Here is a 25,885-nt window from a genome sequence, read left to right as displayed (position 1 = left end):
GTCGGTTTCGGCCGTCTACGACAAGTTCTCTTCCCGCGTCGAGTCACTCGGGTGTCTCTCGCCGCGCACGAACCATCTCGTCACCGACGCTCGTCGTCAGTCGTCTTCCTCGAGTCAGAGAGCCGGACGACGGCCAGATAGGCGAGATAGGTCACCAGCGCACCGACCACGGCCGAAAGCGAACTCGTCGGTGCGAGTGTCGTGCCCGCGATGACGGCGCCGATCGCGAGAACGACCGCGACGAACTGGACGGTCGGCGTGTCCCACCACCGTCGAATTCGCTCTCGATCTCGAGCGGCGACGATCTCGAACGCGACCGTCGCGAAGCCGCCGAAAACGAACAGCGAGGTCGAAAGCGAGGCGTCGACGACGACGAATGCGACGGCTGCGACCGCGAGAACGAACAGCGAGAGTATCGCGTCGGTTCGAGAACCCATTCGAGATCCGCCGGAGGACTATCGATCCTCGGTGAAGAGCGTGGCACCGCCACCGACAGAGGTCTGGTAGGCACGACTCTCGATTCCGATCGAGTCGAACGCCCCGAGCATGGTCGATGCGACCGCTCGCTGATCGCGGGCGTGACAGACCGAGAGAATGCCCGGCCCGGCACCGCTTACCGTGACGCCGGTGGCACCCGCCTCGAGCGCGGCGTCGCGGACCCGGTCGTAGCCGCGGATGAGCGCGGCGCGTTCGGGCGTGACGATCCCGTCGTTCATGCCGTTACCGACGAGTTCGGGATCGTTCTTCGCCATTCCAAGCGACAGCGTGGCGGCGTTGCCGACGGTGTCGACGACGTCGTTCATGTGGGCGCGATCGGGAACCACGCCGCGTGCGTCACGCGTCGAAACGGTCGTTTCCGGGAGGCAAGCGACGACTGGGATCGACGCGTCGACCCGGTTTACGCCGTGGTCGGTCACGATCGTAAATCCGCCGAGTAACGAGGGTGCGACGTTGTCCGCGTGGGCCTCTCCGGAGACGAGCGCCTCCCCCTCGGCGGCGATGGGAACGAGTTCCTCGCGCGTATAGCCGCGATCGTAGAGTTCGTTGAGCGCAACCGCGGCACCGGCAGCGCTCGCAGCCGAGGAGCCGAGCCCGGACGACGGGCGAACGCCCTTGTCGATCCGGATGTGCGCCGGTGCCTCGAGTGCCTCTGCGACCGCACCGACGGTGTTCTTCTTCGGGTCTTCGGGGATGTACTGACTGCCTGCCCCGGTAACGGAAATCGACGTTTCCGGTGCGCGTTCGACCCGGATTACGTCGGCGGGCGCTCCGAGAGCGACGCCGAAGACGTCGAACCCGCTCCCGAGGTTCGCGCTCGTCGCTGGTGCCCGCACGGTGAGCATGCCGATTTCTTGCCAGAGTGCAGGCAAAAAGGTAGCGAACGACGACGGCCTCCGGTTCGAGACGACGAACACCCGAGAGACGGCCTAGATCCCCCCCGAGAGACGATCGACGCGTTACTGGTCTTCGACCGGGTTATCGAACGTAAACCCCTCGTCGGCGGGGTCGGAATCGGACTCGCCTTCATCCTCCAGTTCGCCATCCGATCCGCTCGCGTCCTCGAGTTCGGAATCGAGGTCGTCGGTGTCGCTGTCGATCTGCGTCTCGTCCGCGTGGTCATCATCGCTGTCGGTCCCCGTTTCGCCCTCGAGTTCCTCGGTCGGACTATCGGCCCGGTCCCCGTTCCCGTTTTCAGTTTCGACGTCTCCATCGTCGTGGGGTGAACCGAGTGGATCGGTTCCGGTGGTCCGGTCGGCCCCGACGTCCGGTGAAAGCGGATCAGTTCCGGCTGGTTGTGTGCCCTCATCAGGTGACGTGTCCCTGTCAGGTGTGTCCTCACCGGTTTCGGTACCGTCGTCAGCCGATCGGGTCTCCCCAGTTGCTGGCGCGAGCGGATCGAAGCCGCTCGACCGGTCAGTTTCGACGTCCGGTGACCGATCGGCGTCAGTGGCTGTCGACGTGTCAGCCGATGGTCCCGCCTGCGCCGGGTCCTCGTCCGGCGACTCATCGCCCTCATCGACCGGTGTCTCGAAACGCGAACCGGGTTCCGTGGACGGCTCAGCGGTGCGTTCGCTCGAACTCGTGTCGAGATCGAGTGGGTCGTCGGAGTCCGACCCGGGTGTATCGTCGGAGTCCGACGACGAAGGGCCGAACGACACGCCATCGTCGTCGAACTCGAGAACTTGCTCGTCGTCTTTTCCATCGGCCGGAGCCGGCTGGCCCTCGGGTGGCGTGGAGTCCGCGTCGGACGATCCGGTTGCGGAGGGGACCGGATCGAAGGTGATCCCGTCGTCCAGGCCATCGTCGTCGATTTCATCGCCGTCCGGATCATCGCCAGCCTGTCCACCGAGGCCAGTCTCACCACCGACTAGGTCGTCGTCCAACCCACCGACGTCGTATCGGTCATCCACCTCCTCGAGGGCCTCGGTTTCCGGCCGTTCGTCGGAAGCGAAGGGTGGCTCCGGATCAGTCGCTTCGAGGTCGACGTCGGTATCGAAGCGGTCCAGTCCGGCCGATAGCTGCGTCGACTGTGCTGCGAGCCTCGAAGCCGACTGAGAGACCTCCGAAAGCGCACTCGTTTGCTCCTGGGCCGCGCCGACGACGAACTCCGATTCGGTGCTCGTCCGTTCTGCGATCGTCGTCGCGTCGTCGACCATCTCTCTGACGTCTTCGGTAGACGCCGCCTGCTCCTGGGTCGCCGCCGAGATCTCCTGAACGCCGACGTTGGTCTCCTGGGCGAGCGCTGTGATCTCCTCGAGCGCCTCGACGGCCGCGTACACCTGATCGCCGGCGTTCTCGATGTCCGTACTCGTTCCTTCGACCTCAGCAGCGGAGCGTTCGGTTCGTTCACGGATAGCCTCGAGTCGCCCTTCGGCTTCGTTGGCCGCAGTTGCGACGTCTTCGGAGAGCTCCTTGACTTCGCGAGCAACGGCGGAGAACCCGTCGCCGTCTTCTCCGGAGACCGATCGTGAGGCTTCGATGTTCGCGTTCAGCGCCAGCATGTTGGTCTGTCGTGCGATCTCGGAGATCGTGACGATCAGTTCGTCGATCTGTTCGACCTCCCGCTCGAGCCGATGTATCTCAGCGACCGCGTCCTCGGCCTCGGATTCGATCTCGTCCATCGCAGCGATCGCGTTTCTGGCGGCCGTGCGACCGGTCTGGCCGGTCTCGACCGTCCGCTCTGCGACCTCAGCGACATCGTTCGACGAGACGGCGATCTCATCGGTGGCGCTCGAGAGGGAACTCATCTCTCGATCGACCGACTGGAGGGAGTCGTACTGGCGATCGGCACCGACGGAAATCTCCTGAATGGAGTCGGTTACCTGCTCGGATGCCGATCGGACCTCCTCGCTCGAGGCCGTCACCTGTTCGGAGGCGGTCGCGACGTCGGCCGCGAACCCGTTCAGTTCGGCCACGGTTCGTTCGATCTGGGCGAGCATCTCGTTGAAGTCCGCCGCGATGGAGTCCATGGCCTCGTTTTCGCCGTCGGCGTCCATGCGGACGGTCAGATCGCCGGCGGCGGCCGCCGCCATCACGCCGCTGTACTCGTCGGCACGGTGCTCGAGTCGTTCGTTGATCTCCTGAATCCGTTCGCGCTCGCGCTCGGCTTCTTCTCGTGTCGATTCTACGTCCTCGATCTGTTCGACCAGCGTCTCCCGCATGGAATCGAGACCGGCAGCGAGCTGACCGACGCTGTCGATCCGATCCGTCTCGAAGTCGACGTCGAGGTTTCCGTCGTCGATCTGCTCGACGTTCTCAGTCAGGCGGTCGATCGACGACGTCGTGTTTCGGCCGAGTGCGAACCCGAACAGACCGATCAACAGGACGGCGGCGCCGATCGCAGCGTAGCTCCACTCCTCGTCGATCGTCGACACCTCGTCGATCAGGATCTCGATTTCGTGGATCAAGCCAACGGCCGCAACGAACCCGAGAATCCCGACGGAGAGGCCAAAAAGAAGCGACACGATCGTGAATTTGATCGTGTACCTACGCCGGATCGCTGTCGGTACCAGTCGTCGAACGAAGCTCATGCGTATATCGAACGCGTGACACCGTCGGTACATAAATTGTCATCCGCGGTTATCGGAGATGATAATCGGAATCGAGACGTCTCGAGATCGAACGGAGGACACCCCCGTTCGGTGAACCACCGGTTCGTCGAGTGTAGAAGCGACTGCGCTCACTGGACGGCGTACGATGAGTGCGTCCGACCGTACGATGGATGTGTCACTCCGTGAAGCTGTTCACGCCGATAACAGTTCCGATCGATGGATCGGGCGTTATTCGTCGGTTCCCGCCGTGTCGGCGTCGACGCCGACGGCTTTCGAGACGTCGACGGCGTCCGGGTCGTCCTGACCGCCGACGACGAGCTCACCGTCCTCGTTCTCGACGTAGACGTCGTCCGCGAATCCGCCCTCCGCATGTGGGTGGTCCGGGTCCTCGAGTTTCCCGGGCGTGGACGGTGCGTTCGGAACGCCGCTCGGCGGCGTAAACTGGCCGAGCGGATCGTCGATCGTGATGTCCCATCGCCCGAAGAACTCGGCGTACCGGTCGTAATGGGTCTCGAGTTCGTCGGCAGGAAACTCCATCATTTCGGTCCAGCCGTGGTTGTAGAAGTCGAAGTTCGCCTGGATGTGCGTGATCTCCCGTGCCTCGGCCTCGGAGTAGCCGTCCTGCAGCGCTCGGAGGTACGCATCGACCGTCGCCTCGAACAGGCCGTCGAGGTGGTCCTCGCGTTCGTCGGCGTGGGCCGGATCGGCCTTTTTCAGAAACACCTTCGTGTGGAGACGGACCAGACCCGACGTGGCGACCGATCGGACGACCGGCGTCTCGAGTGCCTTCCGCGAGGCGAAGTGGCGAACGTTCTGACGGAGCTTCATGTCCGGGTGTAGGAAAGCGTCCCTAAAGAGGGATTCGGACGGTGATCTGTGTTGGCACGCGCCCCACAAACGGGTTGTCCGGTGAACCGCCACACCACGTTAAATTCTCGAGAACGCCACCGGAAATAGCAGTCAGTAGTGGATGTTCTTCGCCAATCGACCAAAATGCTGTACGTTCGTCACAGAAGGCGAGTTCGACGGGCAAAATAAACGAGATAGCAACCCACTTTAACCCGCATTACGAACGGTCCGATTATGACCCAGTACGTGATCATCGGTGACGGGATCTCGGGCAGTTCGGCTGCCGAGACCCTCCGGGAAGAAGACCCGGATTCGGAGATTACCGTCATCACCGATGAAGGGGAGCCACTGTACAATCGAATCCTTATCAAAGAGCACGCGAAAGGAAAACTCCCCGAAGCGCCCATCTCGATCCACGACGAGACGTGGTACGACGAGCGGGAGATAGAGCTCTCGCTCAACACGCACGTCACGTCGATCGATCCGGACGCGAAGATCGTTCACACCCACGAGGGGGACGACCTGTCCTACGACAAGCTTCTGGTGGCGACCGGCGGAACGCCGACGCAGCTTCCGGTCGAAAACAGCGACGCCGACGGAATCCATCACTTCTGGACGTTTCAGGACGCACGGGCGATTCGAGAGAGCGCAGAATCGGCCCAGGACGCCGTCATCGTCGGGGCCGGACTCCTCGGAATCGACTTCGCTGCCGTCTGTGGATCCCAGGGCGTCGAGGGCAAGTACCTCATGCGCGGCGATCGGTGGTGGCGCTATGCGCTCTCGGCCGGCGGGGCAGAGATCATGCACGACGGCATGCGCGAAAGGGGAGTCGAACCGATCTTCGACAGCGGCGTCGATCACTTCGAAACCGACGACGGCCGCGTGACGGCAGCCGTCGATCCCAACGGCGATCGGTTCGAATGCGACTTCGCTGGCGTCGCGATCGGCCTGACGTTCAACACCGAATACCTTCGCGGCGCTGGCCTCGAGGAGAACAACGGTATCGTCGTCGACGAGTACATGCAGACGAACGTCGACGACATCTACGCGGCCGGCGACATCACGCGGTTTCACGACGTGTTACTCGGAGAGCAAGCCCAGAACGGGTCCTGGGGCTCCGCGAAAGAACAGGGTCGAGTCGCTGCGATCAATATGGCCGCAGACGACGAGTCGGAAGTCTTCGAGTGGGTCTCGTCCTATTCCATCACGCACTTTGACTTTCCGTTCCTCTCGTTCGGCCATCCGACCCTCGGTGACGAGTACGCCGAACGTCGCTACAGCGACACCGAGTGGCGTCGCGTCGCGTTCAAAGACGGCAAGATCGTCGGCGGCGTCCTCATCGGGGACCTCTCGCCACAGCGGACGTTCAAACAGCTGATGCGAGAACAACGTCCCGTCTCGGATCAGGCCGAGGTCCTGTTAGAGCAGTCCGTCGACCTCGACGAACTCGCGCCCGCACAGAGTTGAGACAGAAGCCAGAACGATCCGCCCGTCGCTCGAGCCGATTATCCCCGTTCGCTCAGGTCGGCTATTCCCGTCCGCGTGGCCCAGCAAATCGTCCGGTTCGTTTTTCGTTTCGGTTTCCTGTCCAATGCGTTCGTTCTTTCCCGTCCAGAGCGTTCGTTCCGTGATTCAACTCGACCGACTCGAGCGGCAGTCATCGCGACCTTGCACGTGCAACGTACGAAACGAAATGCGTCGTTGGAATACGTTCGTGGGACTCGGACACAATGAGCACCAAAACGCCGAGCGAGGCCGACATTCTCCGACCGATCCAGGAGACCTCGACGAAGTATTACGCGCTGGTAGGCGTCGCTGGACTCGCATTCGCGCTCTTTCTCGTGGGCTGGGCGTACCAGCTCTGGGAAGGGCTGGCCGTGACGGGCCTCTCCGACTGGGGTACCGGCGGCGGCGTGACGTGGGGGGTTTACATCGGAGCGTTCATCTGGTGGGTCGGGATCGCCCACGGAGGGATCATCCTGTCGGCCGCGGTTCGCCTGCTGGGGATGGACCGGTACATGCCGGTCGCTCGACTCGCGGAACTGCTGACGATCGCCGGCCTGTCGGCGGCCGGGTTTTACATCCTCGTTCACATGGGTCGTCCGGACCGGATGGTCACGAGCGTGCTGGGCCACTATCACATCACGGTGAACAACTCGCCGTTGGTGTGGGACGTGACCGTCATCACGGCGTACTTCGTGCTGACGGCGACCTATCTCGGTCTCACGCTTCGATACGACGTGAGCCGATTGCGCGACGACCTCCCGGACCACTTCGATCCGATTTACACGGCGTTGACGGTCGGCTACAGCGAGAAAGAAGACGAGGTCGTCCAGCGGATGGTCTGGTGGCTCGCGCTGGCCATCATCATCATGGCTCCGCTGTTGCTCCACGGTGGCGTGATTCCGTGGCTGTTCGCCGTCTTACCGACCTATCCTCGCTGGTTCGGCGGCGTCCAGGGACCGCAGTTCCTGACGATCGCGCTCACCTCCGCGATCAGCGGCGTGCTCTTGCTCTCGTACGGCTTCCGGTGGGCCTACGACTGGGACCACATCATCACCGACGACGTCTTCCGGGGGCTGACGCTGTGGCTCGGATTCTTTAGCCTGCTGTTCCTCTGGTTGCAACTCCAGCAGGTTACGACGGGAACGTTCTTCCCGCCCGTCGACCTCGACGCCGCGTGGACCGCGACGCTCACACATCCGATCTATCTCGTTTCGATGACGCTCGTCGCCGCCGTTCTCGCCTATATTTTCGCACAGGCGATTCGGCCGACGCTGTTCACCAAGAGTCGTGCGGTCGTCTGTGGCGTCGCGATTCTGCTCGCGACGCTTCTCGAGAAGGTCCTGTTCGTCGTCGAGGGATTTTTCCACCCCACGATGGAGATCTACTACGCGACGCCGGGAACGTACTTCCCGAGTTTCATCGAGATCGCGTCGATCACCGGTACGATCGGAATGGTGACGCTGTTTTTCCTGCTGGTCGCGAAGGTGGTTCCGGTCGTCGAACTCCACGCGATCGAACATCTCCGAGACGATCACGAACGCGACGACGTTCGTCGGGACTGATGGTTCGAGGTCGGTCGGAAAACTCGAGGCAGCCGGTCGACTCGCCGCTCACTCGGAGTAGCCTTCCTGCAGGAAGGTCCCGTCCGTCTCGTAGATCGACACCAGCTCATCGATGAGTTCGGCGTACGTTTCGTCTTCCTCGAGATGCGTGTCGAGTCGGTTCTTGAGTTCCTCGCTGATCTCTATCTGTGGGCACATGGTCGAATCGGACGGCCGGCCGTCCGCTAGCGTATCTCGACGCCACCGATCAAATAGGTCGGGGGCGATCGGATCCGGTCGGTCGTAGACCCGCTGGACGACGACAGCGCGTCCGAAAGATAAAATATCGGACGGGTCAATGAAGGGACTGTGTCACGACCAGGTACGGCAATCGACGGGAGTAACCGATGAAAATCGACATTCACTCCCTCGAGACCTACAACGAGCTGGCACGGGACGGGGCCGAATCAGCGGCGGACGCCCTTTCGGAACTGGCGGACGTTCCGGCTCGCGTCGAGATGACCGACGTCTCGTTGATGTCGTCGTCTGACCTCCGGTACGAGTTCGACGGCCGGACGTTCGCGGGGGTTAGCGTCTCGCTCGGCTCGCCGCTGTCCGGCGAGACCGTTCTTGTCTTCGATGAGGACGGCCGCGAGGCGATTACGAGCAATCTCGTTCCCGCCGCGGGGCCGGAGCGCCTCGAAAGCGCCGTCGTCGAAGTCGGAAACATCATGGCGAACGGCTTCGTCAGCGGCTGGGCCGACCACCTGGATACGAAGATCGACGTTTCGCCGCCGTCGCCCGTCGAAGGGGACGGCGCTTCCGTCCTTCCCGACCCGACGACCGCAGACGACGAGTACGTCTTCGTCTTCCGGAGCCGGGTCAGGTCCGCCGACAGCGACGTCGACTTCCGAATCCTCCTGTTTCCCGCGATCGACGCGCTCGAGGAGCTACTCGAGGACCGGACGGGCGAGGGTATCTCCCTCGAAAAGCTCGAGGTGTTCACCGAGATGACCAAACAGGGTGCTGTCAGGGCGACGGACAACCTGACGGCGATGACCGGCCTCGAGACGACCGTGGAGGTGAACCGGCTGAACTTCGTTTCGATCCCCGACATTCCCGCACAGGTCGGTACCGAACAGCGCGTGGGTACTGCCGTCAAGTACACCGGCTCACCGAGTGGCTATCTCGCGATACTCTTTCAGCCGGCCTCCGCCAGACGAAACGTCGACGCACTGCTGTCGAACGAACACGACGGCGACTGGAGCGAACGAGAGCGGAGTGCACTCGAGGAGCTGTGTAACGTCACCGCAAGCGGATTCATCGACGGCTGGGCGAACGTTTTGGAGACGTCGATCCGGCACTCGCCGCCGACGTTCATCTCGGATATGGGGTCGTCGATCGTGAGCCCGCTCATCGCGGATCTCGGACGGACGGACAACTACGCGTTCGTCCTCGACTCGACGATCGAAACCGAAGACGCGGACTCGCTGCAGTGTCAGTTGCTCGCACTTCCCCGTCGCGACGAACTCGAGGAGGCCCTCGAGGCGCTGCTGGTCGAGCGCGTAACCGAAACGAGAGCCGATCCGGACGATCACTTTTGAGCGCCGTCGTCCGCGGTGACCGCGATCGCCAGAACGAACACGCCAGGTCGCGAACTGGCGGGTAATGAAACCGATCGATCTCCGCGAAACGATCCCCGCCATAGAGTCCGGAATCTACTGCAACTGGGGTGCCGGCGGGCCGAGTCCCCGTCGCGTCGTCGAGGCCGCCGAGTCTGTCCTCGAACGCCACGAGTACGAGGCGGCCTTCGAAGGCGGGCAGTATCGAGCGGCGTTCGACGCCTACGAGGAGTCACGAGCGGCGATCGCCGGTCTACTCGGCGCGTCGCCGGACGAGATCGCGCTAACCGAGAGCACGGCAGACGGGATCAACCGGATCGCGAGCGGACTCGAGTGGACGGCCGACGACGTCGTCGTGCGAACGGACCTCGAACACTCCGCCGGAATTCTGCCGTGGAAGCGCCTCGAGCGAGAACGGGGAATCGACGTTCGGGTTCTAGAGACTGACGGTGGTCGCGTCGATCTCGAGGCCGTGGCCGACGCAGCGGCGGATGCGACGCTGTTCTGTGTGAGTTCGGTGACCTGGACGCACGGAACCCGCCTGCCGGTGGCAGAGATCGTCGAGATCGCCCACGAGGCGGGTGCACTGGTGCTCGTCGATGCGGTCCAGTCGCCCGGCCAAACCCCCGTCGACGTTCGCGAGTGGGGTGCCGACTTCGTCGTCGGCGCGGGACACAAATGGCTGGTTGGCCCCTTCGGTTCGGGCTTCTGTTACGTCCGCGAGGGGAGAGAGCGGACGCTCACTCCAGCCGCGATCGGCTACCGGAGCGTCGCGGAGCCGAACGCGGACGATTACCGCTACGAAGCCGGCGCGCGTAGACTCGAGGTCGGGAGCGCAACGCCGGCGGCGCACGCCGGACTCGTCGACGCGATAGACTGCTTCGGAGAGATGGGACTCGAGACGGTCGAACGCCGAATCGAACGGCTGACGGACCGGCTCAAAGCGGGCGTCGACGAGGACCGCCTGATCAGTCCCGATCGGTTCGAGTCGGGGCTCGTAACCATCGCAACGGACGATCCGGAGGCGACCGTCCAACGGCTCGCAGAGGAGGATATCGTCGTCAGGTCGCTTCCGTCCTCGGCCGCCTACCCGAGGGCGGTTCGCGTGTCCGTCCACGCGTTCAACGCGCGCGAAGAGGTCGACGCGGTTCTCGAGGCGCTCTGAGCTACACGAGGCGACACGACCGGGCTGGGGGGGACGCTTTGCGCTCCTCGAGGAACGCGTAGCAGTGCTCGAGGGGCCCTGATGCGATCTGCCGTAACTGTCTACCGGCGCACCTGGAAACCCGGTCTCCGGATCGGCTACTGTTCGGTATCGTTTTCGACCGCGTTCGCCTGCTCGGCGGCGGCCTCACACAGCGTCCGCCGATCGTCGAAGTACGCCGGTGCGTCGTTGTCGACCTCGAAGCGAACGATCTCCTCGAGTGCCGCTGCGGCGTCGTCGGCCGAGCCGACCTCCTCCGCGAGTTCGGTGTAAGCCGCCGCGAGTTCCTGGAACGCCTGCATTCTGGCACCTTTGGCCTCGGCCAGTCGCTGCTTGTGCTCGAGGTCGTCCTGAAGCTCCTCGAGCGCGTCCACGTCGACGTCGCCGGGTCCGCCAGCCGACGACGGCGTCGCGGTCCCGGCCACGTCACCGCCTCGTTCCTCGAGTCGGGCGCGAAGCGTCGCGACGTCCTCGTCGATCTCGTCGAGGAGATCAGTCGCCTCCGTCGCGATCGTTTCGACCCGTCCGGAGAGGAGTCCGGCCTGTATCTGACAGTAGTCGACGAACTCGTCGACCGACGGTGGGGCGTCCGTATCGTCGTTCATACGCGACCGTTGGGACTCCCCGTCGAAGTCACTTTGGGCGTCGATCCGGAGTCAGCGACACTCAGTTGTGGGCCGGGCGAGGCGATCGTCTACCACCGGTCGACGGAGCGAGATCGTGCTAGCACGGGTCGCGCATTCGTCTTTCAATCTCGTTAAGTTCCTCCGGCCACTGACGCAATCACAATGAACCAGGCCTCGTATCGGACAACTATTCATACGGATCGCTGGACCGGGTTCCCGGTGCAATCGCAGACGGGTCGCGATAGCCCCGCGACTGACGTACAGCGGACCGCATCAGTCATCACCCGAACCGACTCATGAGTAAGGAGTTCATCGAGGTGCGGGGTGCAGAAGAGCACAACCTCAAGGACCTCGACGTAACGATCCCGCGCGAGGCGTTCACCGTCGTCACCGGCCTCTCCGGCTCGGGAAAATCCTCTCTCGCGTTCGAGACGGTCTACGCCGAGGGACAGCGCCGGTACATCGAGAGCCTCTCGGCCTACGCTCGGAACTTCCTGGGTCAGATGGACAAACCCCAGGTCGAAACGGTCGAAGGACTCTCGCCGGCGATCTCGATCGACCAAAAAAACGCCGCGAACAATCCTCGCTCGACGGTCGGGACCGTCACCGAACTCCACGACTACCTTCGCCTCCTCTACGCCCGCGTCGGCACGCCCCACTGTCCCGACTGCGGGCGAGAAGTCGGAGAGCAGTCCGCACAGAACATGGTCGAGCGAATCCTCGAGCTTCCCGAGGGGACCAGAGCCAAGATCGCCGCACCGGTCGTCCGCGACCAGAAAGGTGCCTTCGAGGACCTCTTCGACGAACTCGTCTCGGAGGGCTACGCCCGCGCCGAGGTCGACGGCGAGGAACACGATCTCACGACCGACAGGCCCGACCTGGACGAGAACTTCGATCACACGATCGACGTGATCGTCGACCGCGTGAAAGTCTCGGCCGAAGCCCGGCCGCGGATCGTCGACAGCGTCGAGACGGCACTCGAGGAAGCCGACGGCGTTCTCAAGCTCGTTCTGCCGGATCCGCCCGAGGGAGTCACAGAGGACCTCGGTGAAGCGGCCCGACGGACGGGCGCACTCGGCGACGAAATCGACGTTGACGATCGCTACGTCGTCGAGTTCTCGAAGGACCTCGCGTGTACGCACTGCGGGATCGACGTTCCCGAGATCGAGACGCGATCGTTTTCGTTCAACTCACCGCACGGTGCCTGTCCCGAATGCGAAGGGCTCGGGGAGACGAAAGAGATCGACGAGGATCTCGTCTTACAGGACGAGTCCAAGCCGCTCAAACACGTCTTCGAACCCTGGAGCTACAACCGCTCGTACTATCAGACTCGCCTCGACGCTGTTTCCGATCACGTCGACGTCTCGCTGTCGACGCCGTTCGAGGACGTCGACGAGGAGGTCCAACGGGCGTTTCTCTACGGCACCAGCGATCAGGTGCTGTTCAAACGCCGGACGAAAAACGGCACTCGGCGCAAACGAAAGCGCTTCGAGGGCGTTATTCCGAACCTCGAGCGACGGTATCTCGAGACGGACTCCGATTCGACTCGCGAACACATCGAAGAGTACATGTCGGTGACGGAGTGTCCGGCCTGTGAGGGGACACGACTCAAATCCGCGAGTCGCGCCGTGCTGGTCGACGACACCTCGATCACCGCGATCAACGGAATGAGCATCGGTGACGCACTCGAGCATTTCGAGTCGATGGAAGCGGACCTCACCGAGCGCGAGAAGGTGATCGCCGAGGAAATCTTAAAAGAGATCCGCGCCCGACTCGGGTTCATGGTCGAGGTCGGCCTCGAGTACCTCACGCTGGATCGGGAGGCGTCGACGCTTTCGGGCGGCGAGAGTCAGCGCATTCGGCTGGCGACCCAGATCGGCTCCGGCCTGGTCGGCGTGTTGTACGTCCTCGATGAGCCCTCGATCGGGCTTCACCAGCGTGATAACGATCGGCTGCTCGACACGCTCTGTGAGCTTCGCGATCTGGGCAACACCCTGCTCGTCGTCGAACACGACGAGGAGACGATGCGACGGGCGGACAACGTCATCGACATGGGTCCGGGCCCCGGAAAGCGCGGCGGCGAAGTGGTCGTCAACGGCCCCGTCGAGGAGGTCGAAGCCTGCGAGAAGTCGATCACCGGCGAGTATCTCTCCGGTCGCACGGCGATCCCCGTTCCCGAGGAGCGCCGAGAGCCAGAGGGGGCGCTAACGATCCTCGGAGCCCGCCAGCACAACCTCGAGGATCTCGACGTCGACATTCCGCTCGGCTGTTTCACCGCGATCACCGGCGTCTCGGGCTCCGGAAAGTCCACCCTCATGCACGAGGTGCTCTACAAGGGGCTGGCCCGCCAGATGAACGACAACACGAGCGTAATCCCCGGCGACCACGACGGTCTCGAGGGACTCGAGGAGATCGAAACCGTCCGGCTCATCGATCAGTCGCCGATCGGACGCACGCCCCGTTCGAACCCGGCGACGTACACCAACGTCTTCGATTACATCCGGGAGCTGTTCGCCCAGACCAAACTCTCGAAACAGCGCGGCTACGAGAAAGGACGCTTCTCGTTCAACGTCAAAGGCGGTCGCTGTGAGGAGTGTGGCGGCCAGGGAACCGTCAAGATCGAGATGAACTTCCTCTCCGACGTCTACGTTCCCTGTGAGGAGTGCGAGGGCGCACGCTACAACGACGCCACGCTCGACGTCACCTACAAGGGGAAAACGATCGCTGACGTCCTCGAGATGTCCGTCGAGGAGGCGTCCGAGTTCTTCGAGTCCTCGAGTCAGATCAGCCGTCGGCTGAACCTGCTCTCGGACGTCGGACTCGACTACATGAAACTCGGCCAGCCGTCGACGACGCTGTCGGGCGGCGAGGCCCAGCGGATCAAACTCGCTGAGGAGCTGGGGAAAAAGGACTCGGGCGAGACGCTCTACCTGCTCGACGAGCCGACCACGGGACTCCACTCGGCTGACGAACGCAAGCTGATCGACGTCCTCCACCGGCTGACCGACAACGGCAACACCGTCGTCGTCATCGAACACGAACTCGACCTGGTGAAAAACGCAGACCACGTTATCGACCTCGGTCCCGAAGGCGGCGAGCACGGCGGACGGGTCGTCGCGACCGGCACGCCCGAAGCGGTCTCCCGCCTCGAGGACTCGCACACGGGTCGGTACCTCCGTGATCTCTTGCCCGACGTGGACCTCGAGGGACCGCGGGAGGACCGTTCCGAGCCGGTGACCGCACCGACGGACGACGACTGAGCCATGAGCGAGCGCAAGGAGACCGTTCGGCACGGGTTCGCCGTCGCCGGAGTCGTCACGGGGCTCCTCGCGGGTGGACTCGTGGTTCTCTCCGGCGGTCTCGAAACGACCGGCGAACGCGCGATGATTCTCTGGCTCGCCGTCGCCGGCGGGGCGCTGTTCGTCGCCGGCGTCCGCGAACGGTTCCCGCTCGGCGTCGTCACCGTCGGGTGGCCACGCGTCGCGGCGTTCGGACTGGCGCTACTCGCGCTCGGCTCGAGCGTCATCGGCTTCACTCAGCTGTTTACCGGTCCCTCCGGCCTGGGAATACTCAACGTGGTCGTCGCACTCTTCGTTGCGATGTACGTCGGGGTCGTCGCTCTCGAGTGTTTGCTCGGCGGCGTTCGGATGGACGAAGAGACGTTCGTCGTCGAGTGAGCGTCTCACGCCGTTCGCTTCTTCACAACGCCGGATTCGGGCGGACCACGCCGGCGACCGTGCCCCCTGGCGAGCACCGTCCACCGGGTCCGCAAGGCAGACTCTGCTCGGACTCGTACGCCGAACCAGACGAGCCCACAGCCGATCGAAAGGAGGAAACCTCGAGCAGTAGCGTTCGAAGCGGACCACCACCGAACAGCACGTAGACGCCGCAGCCGACGGTCAGCACGGTTTCCAACGGCGAGAGGAACCGGTTCTGGGCTCTAGCGAGTACGCTCTGCAGTTCGTTCACACCAGTGTCACGTTTTGGCGAGCACGAACCATTTCAGGGTGGGTACCCTACGTCCCGTATGACAACCGCGTACGTTGCGCTCCCCGACCGACTCTGCCGGTACGAACGCGACGAGCGCTCGGGCGACTGGACGTTCCAAACGCAACTCGAGGGGCGACGACTCGAGTGTCTCGCGGCGGATGGGACCGAACCGAACCGGGTGTTCGCCGGGACGTTCGACCACGGACTCTTCGGCAGTCTCGACGGCGGCGAAACGTTCGATCGTCTCGAGACGCCGTTCGACAGCGAGGCGGTAACCGCCCTCGCGATCAGCCCGCACGATCCCGAGACGATCTACGCCGGAACCGAGCCCAGCCGCGTCTATCGTACGACGGACGGCGGCGACTCGTGGGTCCGCCTCGAGGGGATCACTGACTTGCCCTCCGAAGACGAGTGGTACTTTCCGCCGCGACCCCACACCCACCACGTCCGCTGGCTGACGGTGGACCCGTTCGATCCCGACCGGCTGTACGTCGGTATCGAGGCCGGCGCGTTCGTCCGCAGCGAGGACGGCGGCGAGACCTGGGTCGAACGACCCGAAGGATCACGGCGCGACAACCACAGCCTCGCGACGCACCCCGATCGAGAGGGACTGGTCTACAGCGCCGCTGGGGACGGATTTGCGGTCTCGAGCGACGGCGGCGAACACTGGACCCATCCGCAGTCGGGCCTCGAGCATCGGTACTGCTGGAGCGTCGTTGCCGATCCCGGGGATCCGGAGACGGTGCTCGTCTCCGCCGCGAGCGGCGCGTCGACGGCACACTCGGCGGATACGGCCGATTCGCACGTCTACCGACGACACGGTGACGAGGACTGGCAGCGACTCGAGGATCGCGGGCTTCCGACGGGAGGGGGCGTCGTTCGTGCGGTGTTCGAGACGACCGGCGCGGCCGGGGTCGTCTATGCGGTGACGAACGGAGGGCTCTTTCGATCGACGAACTTCGGTGACGCGTGGACGCGGATACCGGTCGAGTGGCCGAACGAGTTCACGGAACTGACTCCCCGCGGACTCGTGGTGCTCGAGTGAGACGGATCGGTGTACCCGTTTGCCGGTGCAACCGCGACCCATCTGTGGTTGCACCGGTACTGACGTACAACAGACCGCCCGAGAGAGAACGATGTCACTCGGCCGGAGTCACATCCCCTTCGTAGAGTTTTACGGCCGATGCGCCGATGTCCTCGACGGTTCCGCTGGGACCGCCGACCGAGACGGTTCCGTGGTTCGACTCGACGAACATGTTGTTCTCGGCAGGAAACGAGTTCGTCATGGGGAACACGATGTTCTGTCGGACGTTGATCACCGGCCCCCCGATCACCTCGCCGTATTCGGGGTGGCCGCCGACAACCGAGACCGTCGCGTACAGATCGTGGCGATCGCGGAGCCGTTTTGCAGCGTCGATGATCGCATAGAAGAAACTGTCGTATGTGTGTGGTAGTGGCAGTGGATCGTCCGCATAGATCTCGTCCCCTCGTCGCCAGAAGTTCACAACGAGGCTCGTCAGCTGCATGTTACCAAAGAACTCGTCGGCGTAGATGAGCGTTCGTCCGACGTCAGCGTCGGAATCGTGGAGCTGTGAGATCGTCACCAGCCCGCTGTGATAGTCGACCATTGCCGACGTGACGTTGACTCCCTGTGGCTCCCAGTACCGAACGATCGTCGCCGGAAATGCCCGCTGTGCGGCCTCCTCGTAGGAGAGATCGTCACTGGCCAGCAACAACAGGACGAGCACCCCGCGATCGACCGCCTCCGTCAACACGTCTTCGATCTGTGGAATGAGTTCGATCGGCGCGGCGAGTGCGACGATCTCCCTGGACTCGTGTATCTGTTCTCGGAGTTCCGACAGCGCCCTCTCTCGAGAATATACGTTCTCGTACGTCTGCGTACCCATACCTGCTACCGTAGCCGTCTCCCGACCGATGGAAAAACGTGTCGAAATAATGCTTGTTATTTGATGGTTTCGCGCTCTCGGACGGACCACCGGCGGTCGTACGGTCTGCTGTAACTGTTACCGGCGCACCCGGCACCCGGTCTCCGGATACGCCGGTACAGACTTACGGCAGACCGCATCGGTCCGGTGGAATCGCAGATCGTTCGTGGCTGCACCGGGACACAGCTACCGCAATTCGTCTCGCTCGAGGCTCGGAGGACGGGTGCCCCATCGGTTAAGAGCGTTCGATCCGAACGCCGACTGTGGAGTCAGTGAAACCGACGCTGTTGATCGTCAGCGATTCACCCGACCGGCCGGAGTTCGAGGAGGCGATCGGCCGAACGGGGCTGACGCTCGAGGTGAGGACAGCGGGGGACATTCCGAGCGCGACGACGATCATCGAATCCGAGCAGGTCGACTGTATCGTCAGCGCGTACGAGATTCCCGACGAGAACGGCCGACTCTACATGGGCGGGCTGCGGTTGCTCGAGTACGTCCGTCGCGAACACGGCGAGCTTCCGTTCATCATCTTCACGTTCGTCGTCAACGAAGACAGCGTCCGCCGCGCGACTACGAACGGGGTAACGGCCTACATCAGGGACATCGAGGGCGAGAACGTCGTCGGTCAGCTGAGCTATCACATCAACTCGGCCATCTCTCGACGGTTGACCGAGCGGCGTGCCGACGAGCAGGCGCGCATCAACGAGATCATCCGCGACGTCAACGACTCGCTCGTGCGCGAACAGGTTCGTGACGAGATGATCCGTCGGATCTCCCTCGAACTGACGACGGACGACGTCTACCGCACGGCGGGATTCGTCTTCCTCGACCGGGAGACCGAGCGGATCGATACCTGGACGAGCGGGGATACGGCGTCGCTCAACGAGGGGGAAAGGACGACGGAGCTCGTCTCCCAGACCCTCGAGTCGGGCTCGGTCACGACGAACTCGACGTCCCCACCCCGTATCGCGATCCCCGTCGTCTACGAGGAGACCCGATACGGCGTTCTCGTCCTCGAGACGAACGCCTCACACGTGTTCTACGAAACCGAGCGAGCCGTGCTCGGGGAGCTCGGGGAGACGATCGGCCACGCGCTCAACGCGATCGACGTTCGTAACTCGCTGGTCGACCGCGAGAGAGAACTCAGCGAGCAAAAAGAACAACTCGAGCAGTTCGCCAGCATCGTCACACACGAGATTCGAAACCCGCTGAACGTCGCGAAGGGGAACCTGGCCGCACTTCAGGAGGAACACGACGATGAGGGCGAGGATCCGGAGTTCGAGTACATCGAGCGATCGCTCGAGCGAATCGACACCATCGTCGACGACATTCTGGCGCTCGTCCGAACCAACGCGTCGCTCGACGTCAGGACGACCGCTCTCGAACGCGTCGTCGAAGAGGCGTGGGACACCGTCGAAACCGACGACGCGATCCTCGAGATAGGCGACGGACGGGCGGTCGAAGCGGATCCGTCCCAGCTCAGGCGACTGTTCGAGAACCTCTTTCGGAACTCAATCGAGCACGCCACCCCGCCGGACGGACGGCTCACCGTCTCGGTGTACGTCGACGGCGACGCGATCGTCGTCCAGGACGACGGCGTCGGTATCGACGAGGCGATCCTCGACGACATCTTCGAGATGGGAATGACGGGAGCGGGCTACGGGACCGGCCTCGGCATGGCGATCGTCAGCGACCTCGCTGAGCGTCACGGCTGGACGGTCACGGCATCGAACTACGAGGACGGCGCGCGCTTTCGAATTCGGGGCCTCGAGACGAAGGGGGTCGATCGAGAGTGACAACTGCACACGGTCTGTGAGATCGCGCTCGACAACCGGCTCATCGGGGGGACGATACGAACCCCCCACTTCGAAATCCTTTTAGGCGCTACACGGGGATAATAGGGTAACTGAGTGATATCATGGACGTCGACATCATCTCCGAATCGGAGAATCCCATGTTGCACAGAACGGACGTAACCTTCGAACTCGCCCACGACGAGGCGACGCCGGAGCGACTGCAGGTCCGAGATAGCCTGGCGGCGAAGCTGAACAAAGACGCCGCGGAGGTCGTCATCCGAAAGCTGGACACCAAGTTCGGAATGCGAAAGACCGTCGGCGAAGCGAAGGTCTACGAGAGCGCCGAGTTCGCTCGCGACGTCGAACAGGACCACATGCTCGAGCGAAACAAGATCGTCGCCGACGAGGGCGAAGGCGAAACCGAAGCGGAGGAAGCGTAGATGGGACGTCACGAACTCTACGGCGACGACGGAAGTCCCGAGAGCGAACAGTGTCCCCGGTGTGGTGATACCTTCCTCGCGGATCACGGGGACCGACAGCACTGCGGGAAGTGCGGCTACACCGAGTGGGAGTAGCCACCGGGTGACCGGGCCGTGAGCAGCGCCACTCGAGTACTCGGGATCGAAGGCACCGCCTGGGCGGCCAGCGCGGCGGTGTACGATTCCGGACGCGACGGGGTCGACTCCGTTTTCATCGAAACCGACGCCTACGAACCCGACAGCGGCGGCATTCATCCGCGCGAAGCCGCCGAGCACATGCACGACGCGATCCCTCGCGTCGTCGAACGAGCGCTCGAGCACGCACGAGAGACGTTCGACGGACCGATCGACGAGCCGCCAGTCGACGCCGTCGCCTTCTCGCGCGGCCCCGGCCTGGGTCCGTGTCTACGTATCGTCGCCACCGCGGCGCGGGCGCTGAGCCAGGCCCTCGACGTGTCGCTGGTCGGCGTCAATCACATGGTCGCCCACCTCGAGATCGGCCGTCATACCTCCGGCTTCGACTCGCCCGTCTGTCTGAACGCGAGCGGCGCGAACGCCCACCTGCTCGCCTACCGCAACGGCCGCTACCGCGTCCTCGGGGAGACGATGGACACCGGCGTCGGCAACGCCATCGACAAGTTCACCCGTCACGTCGGCTGGTCCCACCCCGGCGGGCCGAAAGTCGAGGCCGCCGCCGAGGACGGCGGGTACGTCGACCTTCCGTACGTCGTCAAGGGGATGGACTTCTCGTTCTCGGGGATCATGAGCGCCGCCAAGCAGCGATACGACAATGGAGTTCCGGTCGAGGACGTCTGTTACTCCCTCCAGGAGAACGTCTTCGCTATGCTGACGGAGGTCTCAGAGCGCGCGCTCTCGCTGACCGGCAGCGACGAACTCGTTCTCGGGGGCGGCGTCGGACGGAACGCCCGCCTGCGGGATATGCTGGCGGTCATGTGCGACCAGCGCGGCGCGTCGTTTCACGCTCCCGACGCGCGGTTCCTGGGCGACAACGCGGGGATGATCGCCGTGTTAGGTGCGAAGATGTACGGGGCGGGCGACACCCTCGCGCTTGCGGACTCGCGCGTCGATCCGAACTTTCGGCCGGATCAGGTTCCGGTTAGCTGGCGGGACGGCGAACCGGAACTCGCCGTCACCGACAGTGAGGAGGAGCGAATCAGAGGTGCCGAAGCTGTCGTCGACCTCGAACCGGGCGCGAATCGGGTGACGAAACGCCGCCGACCGAAACGCTACCGCCACCCCGAGCTGGACGAACGTCTGCGACGCGAGCGGACGACGCTCGAGGCTCGTCTGACCAGCCTCGCCCGCCGCGAAGGGGTCCCGACGCCCGTTCTCGGCGACGTCGACCCGCTCGAGGCGCGACTCGAGTTCGAGTACGTAGGCGAGTGCGACTTGCGGGATGCGCTGACGCCCGCAAGCATCGGAGATGTGGGGCGACACCTGGCACGAATCCACCTGGCGGGATTCGTCCACGGCGATCCGACGACCCGAAACGTGCGGGTAGGGCGATATCACGCGCCGTCGAACGATCGAACGGACGACGCCCGCGCCCAGAACCGAGAGCGGACGTACCTCATCGACTTCGGACTGGGCTATCACGCCGACCACGTCGAAGACTACGCGATGGACCTGCACGTCTTCGATCAGAGCCTCGTCGGAACTGCAGACGAGCCCGACCCCCTGCGAGAGGCCGTCCGCGAGGGATACCGCGAGGTGGGCGACGAACGGGTACTCGAGCGACTCGAGGACGTCGAAGGGCGTGGTCGGTACGTCGGCGGCAACTCGTAGTCCCTTTCGACCGCGACGCCGCGTTCGTCGCACGAGCGAGCACCCAATACTCATATCAGGTGAGGACGTACGTTGGCCCATGGCAGATAAACCGACCTCCGGAGAGATCCTCGGAGTACCGTACAACTTCGATCGACCGAGCTTGAGCCGCATGATCTCGTCGTACTGGAAACCCGGCGAGGGGATGCTCGTCGAGAAACCGTTCGGCGTCGGCTACACGCTCAACCTCGCCAACTGGCGGTCGTGGGTCGTCGTCCTCGTCGCGGGTGCGTTGCTCTGGCAGCAAGAACAGAGCACCTCGGAGGCGTCCGAGGAGAGCGAGGACGAGCCCGTCGAAGTGATCGTCGACGACGGCGACGACTGAACGACGGTCGTCGATCGGTTCAGCCGTTTTCCTGCGGTCGAGTACGATCGTTCTACCGGTCGACCTCCCCCATAATGCAGTCGAGGCTCCCGATCGCCGCGATGAGATCAGCGACGTACTCGCCGCGAGCGATCTCGGGCAGCGCCGAAAGGTTCGAAAACGAGGGACTGCGGATCTTGAACCGGGCCGGCGTCTCGGTGCCGTCCGACCGGACGTAGATGCCGAGTTCGCCTTTCGCCCCCTCGACCGCGCGGTAGAGTTCCGCGTCCTGATCCGGTTTGATGGTTCGAGGGACGTTCGACTGGGTTTCGCGGTCGTCCTCGGGCCAGCCCTCGAGCAGGTCGAGACACTGCTCGACGATCTTCGCGGACTCCTCGACCTCCCCCATGCGGACGAGCAGCCGCGAGTAGTTGTCGCCGGCCGATTCGGTGACGACGTCCCACTCGAGGTTCGGGTAGTAGCCGTAGGGATCGTCCCGGCGGAGATCGTAGTCGACGCCCGAACCGCGTGCGACGGGACCGGTACAGCCGTAGGCCTTCGCGACCTCGGGCTCGAGAACGCCCGTATCGACGCATCGGAGCTGGAAGATTTCGTTCGTGACGAGCAGATCGTGATACTCGTCGATCTTGGCCGGGAGATTCGCGAGAAACTCGCGAACGAGAGAAACGAACCCCTCGCGGGGCTCGGGCAGATCCCAGGCGACGCCGCCGAGGCGGAGGTAGTTAAACATCATCCGCTGGCCGGTCAGCTCCTCGAGGACGTCGAGGACGAGTTCGCGGTCGCGCATCGCGTACTGGAAGGTCGCCGTGAACTCCCCGAAGACGTCGAGCGCGTACGTGCCGAGGGCGATAAAATGTGCGGCCATCCGCGAGAGCTCTGCACCCATCGTCCGGATCACCTGCGCGTACTCGGGCACCTCGAGGCCAGCCAGTTCCTCGGCGGTCCGGGCGTAGGCCCACTCGTTGAGCAGCCCCGAGGACACCCAGTCCCACCGATCCGGATAGGGCATGATCTGGTGGCGGTAGGTCCCCTGCTGGCACAGCTGTTCCTCGCAGCGGTGCATGTAGCCGACGTCGGGTTCGACGTCGACGACGGTCTCCCCGTCGAGGACGACCTTGACGTGCATGACGCCGTGGGTCGCGGGGTGGTGCGGACCGACGTTCAGAAACAGCGTCTCCCCCTCGGGATCTCGCTCGCTGCCCGCGATCGGGTTGGCGTGATCGGAGAGCGTGACGATCTGGGGTTTTTGTCGATCGTACTCGAGCGACAGCGGGTGTCCCTGCCACGTCTCGGGCAGGAGGATGCGCCGAAGATCGGGGTGACCCTCGTACTCGATTCCGACGAGGTCGTAGGCCTCGCGTTCGTGCCAGTTCGCCGTCTCGAAGATCGGGGCGGCGGACTCGCTCCGTGGATCGTCGACGGAGGTCGGCACGACGACGCTTACCTCCCGGCTGGCGTCCGCGTACGATCGAAGGTGATAGATCGTCTCGAACCGGTCGGCGTACTGCTGTGCGGTGACACACGCACAGTGATCCAGTCCAACCTCGTCGCGAAGCACCGTGAGAACGGACTGGACCTCGTCCGGCCGGATTACGACCGCCGGCGCGTTGAGGTGGTCGTCGCGATCGAGCGCGTACTCCTCGAGTACCGTCTCGAGGACGCTATCGTCCGACGTCGGCTCGGACGGAACGGGAGATTCGAAGGTCAACTCCGGAAGCATCCTACGCGGTACTCGGCGCGTTCGTCGGGAGTCAATTCTGGGTCACTCACTAGGTCATTTATATTCCCCGCGCGAACACCGACCCATGAAATCCGTTCGGCTGACGCTCCAGCACGGGCCCGAAAACGTTCACCCGATGCACCGATTCGTGGCGGACCACGACGCGTTCAGTCGCTACCGGATGGTTACCTGGAACCACGCACACGACGGCTACAACGTCTTTCTCTTTCACGTCGTCGGCGATCGCGAGGTCTACCAAAAGCGCCTCAGGAAACTCGAGAGTCCGATCACGATCGACGTGACGGACGGAAAAACCGCCGCGACGAACCGGGACGGGGAACGCGGATCGGCCGACGGCGGTTCGTTCTACGTCTACGTCCGCGAGGAACCCGGACAGCTCGACGAGCAACTGGTTTCGGCGTTCGCACACGGGAGCCTGATCCCGATCCCACCCCTCGAATACCGAATGGACTGGTCGGTTCGGTTCGGCCTCGTGGGTGAATCCGAGGACATTCAGTCGGCACTCGAGGCGGTTCCCGACGGAATCGAGACGACCGTCGAGCGCGTCGGAGAATACCGTGGCGGCGACCGGGCACTCGAGACGGTCACCGAGAGACAACGCGAGGCGCTTCGGATCGCCCGCGAGCTGGGCTACTTCGCCGTGCCGCGGGAAGCGAGCGTCGAGGAGGTCGCCGCCGAACTCGACTGTGCGCCGGGAACTGCCGCCGAACACCTCCGCAAGGCCCAACAGCGCGTGATGGGGCGACTCGAGTTCTAAAGCGAACCAAGAGTTATTGGTTCGAGAATACGTTTGGTCGGACGAATGCCCGCACCGCTCGTCTCTCCCTCCGATCGAAGCGCCACGCTCCGGACCGCCGCCCTCGGCAGCGTCAGCCTTCCGGCGATCGCATCGATCTACTTCGTCGCGACCGGATACGGACTCGAGGGGGTGGTCCCACCCGCACTCCTGGGCGTCCTGCTCGTTGGTCTCGGCGCGATACTGGGTGGCGCGTTCGCCGCGGGCTACCCCGCTTCAGTCGGACTCTCTCTCGTCGCCCTCGTCGTTCTCGGGCCGCTGTGGTTCGTTCCCATCGAACGGCCGCTCTCAGCGCCGTCAGCGGACGTGGCGACGGGACCGGTTCTGGCGGTGACGATCCTCGCAGTATACCTGCTCGCCGCTGAGTACGGCGTTCGAAACCGAAAGCGAGTGTTCGAGTGGTTCACGACTCGGACGCTCGGCGTCGGGCTGATCGGTGGTGGTATTCACGCTGTCGCCACCATCTGGATGAGCGCGTTCGTTCGCCAGGAGTCGATCGAACTCGGAGCAGTGACCCTCGTCTCGGCGGTCACAGTACTGTACGGCGCGGGTGGTCTCGTCGCCCTCGGTGCCGTGGCCAGTATCGCCCTCTATCGACTTCGACTCGTGACGCCGGTCGTCACGCTCGCGGCGCTCTTTTCCTGGACCTTCTACTCGACCTGGGAGTCGCTCGAGACCGTCCGCGAAACGGGTGCGGATCCCGGGATTTCGCCGCGGGCCGATACGATCTACGTCGTCCTCTGGATGGTGACGCTCGTGGCTATTCTCGTCGTCGGCGCGCTCGAGTACTCCCTTCGCTCGGTCGTCGACGAGCGTGGGGACTCCGACAGAGAGAGAGCGTAACCGACGGCTATTTTTCTCCGGAGCGCGCCGGCTCGCACATGACCGTTCGGTTCGTCACCGGCAACGAGGGCAAGGTCCGCGAGGCTCGAGCGTACCTCGAGGGGATCGCGACCGTCGAGCAGATCGAGTACGACTACACCGAGGTTCAGAGCGATTCGCTCTCCGAGATCGCCAGACGCGGCGCGCGCGAGGGCTACGAAGCCACGGGAAACGACGAACCCGTCCTCGTGGGCGATACGGGACTGTTCGTCGACGCGCTCGAGGGATTTCCCGGACCGTACTCGGCGTACGTAGAGGACACCGTCGGGATCGAACGGCTCTGGCGGCTGGTGAGCGGGGAAGAGAACAGGCGGGCGCGGTTTCGGACCGTCCTCGCGTTCGCGGACGGAGATCGAACGGAGACGTTCGAAGGCGAGCTCGCGGGAACGATCGTCGCGCCCCGGGGAGACGAGGGCTTCGGGTACGATCCTCTCTTCGAGTACAACGGCCGGACGCTGGCCGAGATGAGCCTCGAGGAGAAGAACGCGATCTCACACCGCGGGCGGGCGCTCGCGGCGTTCGCCGAGTGGTACGCTAACTACGAATAATATATCGGCTTCGCTCTTGTGAAGCACGTTGTTGATTTTCAGAGCGCAGCATCGATAGCATGTTTGAGAGCTTCATCGCCTGGTTTTCTATAGAGTTCACGTCGAAGCTGAAACGCTCTGAGATACGGTGTTAGCTT

The 25,885-nt window shown here is 63.8% G+C and carries 23 protein-coding genes and 1 pseudogene; 15 read left to right on the top strand and 9 right to left on the bottom strand.

Annotated elements, in window-relative coordinates; genetic code table 11:
• Positions 1-80: 80 nt before the first annotated feature.
• The 4 genes from EA462_RS14580 to EA462_RS14565 form a co-directional block, all read right to left on the bottom strand.
• Entirely contained in the window at positions 81-437 is a 357-nt protein-coding gene (locus EA462_RS14580) for a hypothetical protein (RefSeq protein WP_124179321.1), read from the bottom strand.
• Positions 438-455: 18 nt separating this feature from the next.
• Entirely contained in the window at positions 456-1,343 is an 888-nt protein-coding gene (locus EA462_RS14575) for a homoserine kinase (RefSeq protein ID WP_124179320.1), read from the bottom strand.
• 114 nt (positions 1,344-1,457) lie between these two features.
• Positions 1,458-3,965: a methyl-accepting chemotaxis protein gene (locus EA462_RS14570; RefSeq protein WP_243641436.1), complete on the bottom strand. Its 2,508-nt coding sequence runs from the start codon at positions 3,963-3,965 to the stop codon at positions 1,458-1,460.
• Positions 3,966-4,280: 315 nt separating this feature from the next.
• Positions 4,281-4,880 carry a DUF6149 family protein gene (locus EA462_RS14565; RefSeq protein WP_124179318.1) on the bottom strand — a complete coding sequence of 200 codons (600 nt, stop codon included), beginning with the start codon at positions 4,878-4,880 and terminating at the stop codon, positions 4,281-4,283.
• 255 nt (positions 4,881-5,135) lie between these two features.
• On the opposite strand from EA462_RS14565, the gene EA462_RS14560 reads away from it, so the two are divergent.
• Together EA462_RS14560 and nrfD are read left to right on the top strand one after the other, a co-directional pair.
• Entirely contained in the window at positions 5,136-6,368 is a 1,233-nt protein-coding gene (locus tag EA462_RS14560) for an NAD(P)/FAD-dependent oxidoreductase (RefSeq protein WP_124179317.1), read from the top strand.
• Positions 6,369-6,631: 263 nt separating this feature from the next.
• On the top strand, positions 6,632-7,969 hold the full coding sequence (nrfD, locus tag EA462_RS14555; RefSeq protein ID WP_124179316.1) for an NrfD/PsrC family molybdoenzyme membrane anchor subunit: 1,338 nt from the start codon (positions 6,632-6,634) through the stop codon (positions 7,967-7,969).
• Positions 7,970-8,017: 48 nt separating this feature from the next.
• On the opposite strand, the gene EA462_RS17380 is transcribed toward nrfD, so the two are convergent.
• On the bottom strand, positions 8,018-8,167 hold the full coding sequence (locus EA462_RS17380; RefSeq protein ID WP_165872099.1) for a DUF7557 family protein: 150 nt from the start codon (positions 8,165-8,167) through the stop codon (positions 8,018-8,020).
• Between the two features lie 188 nt (positions 8,168-8,355).
• Here EA462_RS17380 and EA462_RS14550 point away from each other — a divergent pair, with 188 nt between their 5' ends.
• Positions 8,356-9,552 carry a chemotaxis protein CheC gene (locus tag EA462_RS14550; protein ID WP_124179315.1) on the top strand — a complete coding sequence of 399 codons (1,197 nt, stop codon included), beginning with the start codon at positions 8,356-8,358 and terminating at the stop codon, positions 9,550-9,552.
• Positions 9,553-9,616: 64 nt separating this feature from the next.
• Entirely contained in the window at positions 9,617-10,735 is a 1,119-nt protein-coding gene (locus EA462_RS14545; protein WP_124179314.1) for an aminotransferase class V-fold PLP-dependent enzyme, read from the top strand.
• 137 nt (positions 10,736-10,872) lie between these two features.
• Here the strand turns inward: EA462_RS14545 and EA462_RS14540 are convergent, their stop codons facing one another.
• Positions 10,873-11,379: a hypothetical protein gene (locus EA462_RS14540; RefSeq protein WP_124179313.1), complete on the bottom strand. Its 507-nt coding sequence runs from the start codon at positions 11,377-11,379 to the stop codon at positions 10,873-10,875.
• A 317-nt stretch (positions 11,380-11,696) separates the two neighbouring features.
• Here EA462_RS14540 and uvrA point away from each other — a divergent pair, with 317 nt between their 5' ends.
• From uvrA to EA462_RS14525, 3 genes are all read left to right on the top strand, one after another.
• Positions 11,697-14,660 carry an excinuclease ABC subunit UvrA gene (gene uvrA, locus EA462_RS14535; RefSeq protein WP_124179312.1) on the top strand — a complete coding sequence of 988 codons (2,964 nt, stop codon included), beginning with the start codon at positions 11,697-11,699 and terminating at the stop codon, positions 14,658-14,660.
• A 3-nt stretch (positions 14,661-14,663) separates the two neighbouring features.
• Entirely contained in the window at positions 14,664-15,077 is a 414-nt protein-coding gene (locus EA462_RS14530) for a hypothetical protein (protein WP_124179311.1), read from the top strand.
• A gap of 350 nt (positions 15,078-15,427) precedes the next feature.
• A complete protein-coding gene (locus EA462_RS14525; RefSeq protein ID WP_124179310.1) occupies positions 15,428-16,435 on the top strand; it encodes a WD40/YVTN/BNR-like repeat-containing protein in 1,008 nt (335 codons plus the stop codon).
• A gap of 94 nt (positions 16,436-16,529) precedes the next feature.
• Here EA462_RS14525 and EA462_RS14520 read toward each other — a convergent pair whose 3' ends face one another.
• On the bottom strand, positions 16,530-17,297 hold the full coding sequence (locus EA462_RS14520; protein ID WP_124179309.1) for a TrmB family transcriptional regulator sugar-binding domain-containing protein: 768 nt from the start codon (positions 17,295-17,297) through the stop codon (positions 16,530-16,532).
• A 302-nt stretch (positions 17,298-17,599) separates the two neighbouring features.
• Between EA462_RS14520 and EA462_RS14515 the strand changes: the two genes are divergently transcribed.
• The 5 genes from EA462_RS14515 (at position 17,600) to EA462_RS14495 (ending at position 21,781) form a co-directional block, all read left to right on the top strand.
• The gene (locus EA462_RS14515) at positions 17,600-19,132 is read left to right on the top strand and encodes a hybrid sensor histidine kinase/response regulator (protein WP_124179308.1); all 1,533 of its coding nucleotides are present in this window, start codon (positions 17,600-17,602) and stop codon (positions 19,130-19,132) included.
• Positions 19,133-19,254: 122 nt separating this feature from the next.
• On the top strand, positions 19,255-19,572 hold the full coding sequence (locus EA462_RS14510) for a 30S ribosomal protein S24e (RefSeq protein WP_124179307.1): 318 nt from the start codon (positions 19,255-19,257) through the stop codon (positions 19,570-19,572).
• On the top strand, positions 19,573-19,707 hold the full coding sequence (locus tag EA462_RS14505; protein WP_124179306.1) for a 30S ribosomal protein S27ae: 135 nt from the start codon (positions 19,573-19,575) through the stop codon (positions 19,705-19,707).
• Between the two features lie 18 nt (positions 19,708-19,725).
• Positions 19,726-21,417, top strand: a complete 1,692-nt coding sequence (locus tag EA462_RS14500; protein ID WP_124179305.1) for a bifunctional N(6)-L-threonylcarbamoyladenine synthase/serine/threonine protein kinase — start codon at positions 19,726-19,728, stop codon at positions 21,415-21,417.
• Between the two features lie 79 nt (positions 21,418-21,496).
• Positions 21,497-21,781 (top strand): DUF5808 domain-containing protein, encoded by a 285-nt coding sequence (locus tag EA462_RS14495; protein WP_124179304.1) that lies wholly within the window; start codon positions 21,497-21,499, stop codon positions 21,779-21,781.
• 52 nt (positions 21,782-21,833) lie between these two features.
• Here the strand turns inward: EA462_RS14495 and EA462_RS14490 are convergent, their stop codons facing one another.
• On the bottom strand, positions 21,834-23,501 hold the full coding sequence (locus EA462_RS14490; protein ID WP_124179303.1) for an NADH-quinone oxidoreductase subunit D: 1,668 nt from the start codon (positions 23,499-23,501) through the stop codon (positions 21,834-21,836).
• A gap of 85 nt (positions 23,502-23,586) precedes the next feature.
• On the opposite strand from EA462_RS14490, the gene EA462_RS14485 reads away from it, so the two are divergent.
• Genes EA462_RS14485 through rdgB form a run of 3 tightly spaced genes read left to right on the top strand, consistent with a single transcriptional unit; the run spans position 23,587 to position 25,748 of the window.
• Positions 23,587-24,279, top strand: a complete 693-nt coding sequence (locus tag EA462_RS14485) for a helix-turn-helix domain-containing protein (RefSeq protein WP_124179302.1) — start codon at positions 23,587-23,589, stop codon at positions 24,277-24,279.
• A 45-nt stretch (positions 24,280-24,324) separates the two neighbouring features.
• Positions 24,325-25,161 carry a hypothetical protein gene (locus EA462_RS14480; RefSeq protein ID WP_124179301.1) on the top strand — a complete coding sequence of 279 codons (837 nt, stop codon included), beginning with the start codon at positions 24,325-24,327 and terminating at the stop codon, positions 25,159-25,161.
• A gap of 38 nt (positions 25,162-25,199) precedes the next feature.
• Positions 25,200-25,748 carry an RdgB/HAM1 family non-canonical purine NTP pyrophosphatase gene (gene rdgB, locus EA462_RS14475; RefSeq protein ID WP_124179300.1) on the top strand — a complete coding sequence of 183 codons (549 nt, stop codon included), beginning with the start codon at positions 25,200-25,202 and terminating at the stop codon, positions 25,746-25,748.
• Positions 25,749-25,786: 38 nt separating this feature from the next.
• On the opposite strand, the pseudogene EA462_RS14470 reads toward rdgB, so the two are convergent.
• A pseudogene (locus tag EA462_RS14470) lies at positions 25,787-25,885 on the bottom strand (IS1595 family transposase); the annotation flags it as partial.

Source organism: Natrarchaeobius halalkaliphilus (assembly GCF_003841485.1).
Classification (GTDB): domain Archaea; phylum Halobacteriota; class Halobacteria; order Halobacteriales; family Natrialbaceae; genus Natrarchaeobius; species Natrarchaeobius halalkaliphilus.
Note: the sequence above shows the minus strand (reverse complement) of the source record. Positions and strands in the feature narration are given on the sequence as shown.